Annotated in this window: 5 protein-coding genes; 2 read left to right on the top strand and 3 right to left on the bottom strand. The window is 40.9% G+C overall.

Features of this window, described 5'->3' with window-relative positions; translation table 11 throughout:
• Nucleotides 1–432, top strand: a 432-nt coding sequence (locus PF479_RS01750) for a TIM barrel protein (RefSeq protein ID WP_298001624.1), incomplete at its 5' end; no start/stop codon positions are given.
• Nucleotides 429–1,544, top strand: coding sequence for a glycoside hydrolase family 88 protein (locus PF479_RS01755; protein WP_298001626.1), 1,116 nt, complete (start codon nt 429–431; stop codon nt 1,542–1,544). The genes PF479_RS01750 and PF479_RS01755, both read left to right, overlap by 4 nt.
• Before the next feature lie 26 nt (nt 1,545–1,570).
• Here the strand turns inward: PF479_RS01755 and rsgA are convergent, their stop codons facing one another.
• The 3 genes from rsgA to PF479_RS01770 all read right to left on the bottom strand — a co-directional run bounded on the left by rsgA (nt 1,571) and on the right by PF479_RS01770 (nt 3,715).
• Nucleotides 1,571–2,626 carry a ribosome small subunit-dependent GTPase A gene (rsgA, locus tag PF479_RS01760; RefSeq protein ID WP_298001629.1) on the bottom strand — a complete coding sequence of 352 codons (1,056 nt, stop codon included), beginning with the start codon at nt 2,624–2,626 and terminating at the stop codon, nt 1,571–1,573.
• Nucleotides 2,619–3,023: an RNHCP domain-containing protein gene (locus PF479_RS01765; RefSeq protein WP_298001630.1), complete on the bottom strand. Its 405-nt coding sequence runs from the start codon at nt 3,021–3,023 to the stop codon at nt 2,619–2,621. The genes rsgA and PF479_RS01765 overlap by 8 nt, the downstream gene beginning before the upstream one ends.
• A gap of 539 nt (nt 3,024–3,562) precedes the next feature.
• Nucleotides 3,563–3,715: a hypothetical protein gene (locus tag PF479_RS01770; RefSeq protein WP_298001632.1), complete on the bottom strand. Its 153-nt coding sequence runs from the start codon at nt 3,713–3,715 to the stop codon at nt 3,563–3,565.
• Nucleotides 3,716–4,453 lie beyond the last annotated feature (738 nt).

Raw genomic sequence — 4,453 nt, forward strand, 5'->3', positions numbered from 1 at the left:
ATGGTCAACGTTGCCGAAAAAACGGGAACCATAGTCGCCATCGAAGGTGTTGCCGATAAAAATTGCATTTATTCACATGACAGGATGAAAAGGACTTTAGAACTGGTTCCCTCTCCCAATCTCGGAATCATTTATGACCCGGTGAATTTTCTGTCCTCTGCAAGAGCCCATGAAAGCGATTTCCTGATGAAAGAAGCCTTTGAACTTTTTGCCCCCAGAATGGTCGCCGTTCACGCCAAAGACTACATCATGGTCAACAACATAAAAGACGGGACTCTGCCGTCCGGAAAAGGTCAGCTGAACTATTCTCTTTTCTTTGACTTGATAAAATATTACAAACCCTGGATTCCCATTCTGATGGAAAACAATACTCCCGAAACTATTGAGGAAAGTTTAAAATTCATAAGAATGGTAAAAGAGGAAATCGGGTGAAGATAATCGATCGCTATATTAATGAAATGCTTCTCGCCACACCGGAAACCCCCCTCTGGAATCAGGAGATGATCCGGCTGAAAAAAAAGGCAAGCTGGAATTATATTGACGGATGTATGATGACGGCATTTTTGACATTGTACAAAAATTCCCAGGATAAAAAATATCTGAACTTCCTTAAAAACTACATTGATTACTTCATCAATAAAGACGGGCAGATTCTGACTTATGACCGGAAAAAATTCAATCTAGACAACATTAATGAAGGCAAGGTTTTATTTGAACTCTACGATATATTCAAGGAAGAAAAATACAGAAAGGCGATGGACCGGCTTTACAGGCAACTCCGGGATCAGCCCAGAACAAAAGAAGGAAATTTCTGGCATAAAGGTATTTATCCGGATCAGATCTGGCTGGACGGCTTGTATATGGCACAGCCTTTTTACCTTGAATATGAAAAGCGTTTTAACAATAAAAAGAACTATGACGACATTCTTGAACAGTACCGCCAAGTTAAAAAACTGTTAAAGGATAATGCCACAGGATTGTATTACCACGCCTTTGACTCATCCCGGACAATTTTCTGGTGTGATGAGAAGACGGGCCAATCTCCCCATTTCTGGCTCAGGGCCATTGGTTGGTTTTATATGTCACTGGTAGATATTTTGGAACTGCTGGATGATGCTGAGGATATGGATTTTTTTAAAGAAATATCTTCAATTTTCCAGGACTTAACAGACTCCCTTCTTCAATATCAGGATGATTCGGGAATGTGGTATCAAATCGTAGACAGGGGATCAACAATAAAGAATTACCTGGAAACCAGCGGATCCGCAATCCTTTCTTATGCTCTGTTTAAGGCTGTTCATCTGAAAATTATACCCCCGTCCTACAGGAAAAATGCGGAGAGGGCCTTTTCCGGAATCTGTCAAAAATATCTGTTTGAAAAACAGGGGCGTATGAATCTGGGTGGAACCTGTATGGTGGCAGGGCTGGGAGGAAAGGAGAAACGGGATGGATCATTTGAATACTATATGTCTGAACCTGTTGTGGAGAATGAAGCCAAGGGAATTGCACCTTTCATTCTGGCTTATCTTTATTCACAACTTTAGTCTCATATAAAACATCCCGTTAATCATCAATAAATCACTTTCCCATTCTTCATCTCCTTCACAAATTTACTGATATATTTATCTTTAGTCCCCGGTTTATCATAGGCTTTGCTGTTTTGCCTGGACTCCAGATAATCCAGTTCTTTTTTAAGCTCCAGATAACTGAGATAGCGCCCCTGATCCAGAGAACCTTCGGACAGTGCTTTCTGAACGGCACAGGAAGGCTCCCCTGTGTGGCTGCAATCCCGGAACCGGCATGATGCGGCTATATCGCTGATCTCCTGAAAGACAGTATCCAGTCCGTCATCACTCCCCCAGAGCTGAATTTCCTTCAGCCCCGGAGTATCTATAAGCTGGCCTCCCTGGGGCAGGAGTACCATCTGAGCACAAGTGGTGGTATGCCTTCCCCTCTTATCGGCAAATCGGTTTTCCCCCAGACGCTGAGACTCCTTACCCAGAAGTCTGTTGGTCAGTGCGGATTTCCCCACACCCGAAGGACCGATTAAGAGGATCGTTTTTTGGATGGAAAGCATTGAATTCAAGTCATCAATTCCCTCTCCCGTTTGCGCACTGGAAAGCAGAACATCGACACCGGGAGCGATAAATTCAGCCTCCCGTTTTATACTCTCACGATTTTCACAAAGATCAGATTTATTGAGAATGACAATCGGCTGAGCGCCGGAATTCCATGCTATGGTAAGGTAACGCTCCAGTTTCCTGGTGGAATAATTCCGGCCTCCGTCGAGGCCCAATACGATGCCCACATAGTGAATATTGGCTGCAATAGGCTGCTCTTCGGTCCTGGGTCCAGCAACTTTCCTGCTCAACACAGAACTCCGCGGAAGGATTTTGCAGATAAGAGCCCGGTCGTTCTCATGCTCTAAAATGACCCAGTCTCCTGTGACAGGCAGATCAAGTACAACCTGGGAATGATACCTGAGAGACCCTTTCAGCTCAGCTCTCAACACTCTGTCTCCAACTGCGATGAGGTAGAATTCCCGATTATTCTCAATGACCCTTCCCAGCATCTGCTGTTCTTTAATATCTACATTATGTGGACATATTCCCCAATGATTATTCATGATTTTCTTCCTTCTGCAGACTTAACGCCTGTATATGATCGAGAGTCTTACCCGCGGGAAAGGGAAGCTGAGACATGAAGGACGCCGCCAGTGAGAACAGCATCATCTCATTGTCATCTGCTGCAATTCTATTGGAACGGATAATTCCACAGTTCCTACAGCGGTGAATAAGGGACCATTCCCTATCCTCCTGTACCCAAATACTGATGGGTTTCATAATTCCATGACAGCTGGCTCTTCTATCCCCCGCGATAATATCAACGTGGATACTGGAGAGACATTTCGGACAATGGTTCCTTTGATTTCCACCATTTTTGAGAGGGGATACTGCCGACCCGCAAGAGAGACAGATAAATGACTCATGGGGATTATTTCTTATTATTTTAGCTCTGGACATAAAAATTCCTATGGAAAGGTATCCTATCTTCATGGAGACAAGCTCTTGAAAATACCAATGGCTAGACTTATAAAAATAAATCTATAATATCTATTGCTGAGTTTAAGAATTTTTACAGGATGCCCTGTTCAGGACAAAAGTGATTTGCGTGAGTGTCTGAGTGCCGGAATAAATCTCCAAGAATCAGAATTCAGAATGGATTTTTAGAAACTAGAAAACTAATAAATAAAAAAGCCACCCTAGAACAGGGACACCCTCTTATGAAAATCTAACATCAAAACCTCCGTTGGTTTAATATTTAAAGCAGTGAAAGAGCACTTTGACTCAGAACACCGTATACAGCTTATATATAAAAGGATTTTTATGTCAATCAAAATTTTATCATTTCAATATCACTACCAACCATAGCCGAGATAACACGGAACGCCATGCTGGGATTTCCGTTCCAATCATGATCAATACGGGAGCCTTCGATCAGACAGATTCAGGAAATCATCCATCTGTTCAGCATATCCATCTACTCTGATTTTTTAAATGGTTTACTGAGACTGGTTGTAAAACCGAAGACCTGCCCTGTTCTGAACATCCAATTCGACAGGAATAAGGGTATCAAGCACACTCTGGATATCTTTGACTAAAGTGGTATATTCCTTGAGGTTGGTGATTTGAGTGGCATTAAGGGCAAAACGCATGATATGCAATTCATGTTTAACAAAGATAGTGGAACAGGGGGATGATTCTCTTCTGCAAATTACCGCTCATATAGATAAGAAGATTCCGGCAGCTGATGAGATCGAGTTTTGAGAATGAGCCACATAGGCCATGATCTTTACCCTCATGCCATGATTTACTAGCGTTATTACAACAATCCCCGAATAATGATCGTCTGTATTTTTGAAAGACACTGTTAGTCCTAATCGCTTTAGGCAGGATTCATGACAACCTGATTTATACCATCCCGACCTTGAAATAGTAACAATTTTTCCTTAAATCCCTGATTATTTCAATTTCCAACGAAAAAAAACAAAATTTACTAATCTTTTTTAACGATAGTGATTTCACTGAGAGATTGGACCTTTGAAAAATGTATTTAACATCATTCCTCCAATTGAAAAGAGTAGAACGAAGCCTTAAACAGGCTGAAACCCCCTCAAATCAAGGAATTTGAACCTATAGAAGGATTTAATAATTTATTTTTAAAATGACGGAATCCTTTCAGAAAGCAAGAATTCATTCTTTTCTTCCCTGGAAATTGAAATATATTGAATTTAAATGTGTTTATTCAGTGGATTTATGTTTATTCATAAATATTATCCATTGCTTAACTTAGACATTATTATTAGTATGCAATTAATATTTTTTTTTAAGAGGTAATTTTATGTTAACAGGAACTGTGAAATGGTTTAATCCTACAAAAGGATTTGGTTTTA

Origin of the sequence: Oceanispirochaeta sp. (genome assembly GCF_027859075.1) — a bacterium.
Lineage (GTDB): Bacteria > Spirochaetota > Spirochaetia > DSM-2461 > DSM-2461 > Oceanispirochaeta.

Excerpts from the sequence above, each read along its gene's own strand:
- rsgA (WP_298001629.1), bottom strand. The coding sequence starts at position 2,626 with ATGAATAATCATTGGGGAATATGTCCACATAATGTAGATATTAAAGAA.
- PF479_RS01770 (WP_298001632.1), bottom strand. The coding sequence starts at position 3,715 with ATGCGTTTTGCCCTTAATGCCACTCAAATCACCAACCTCAAGGAATAT.
- PF479_RS01765 (WP_298001630.1), bottom strand. The coding sequence starts at position 3,023 with ATGTCCAGAGCTAAAATAATAAGAAATAATCCCCATGAGTCATTTATC.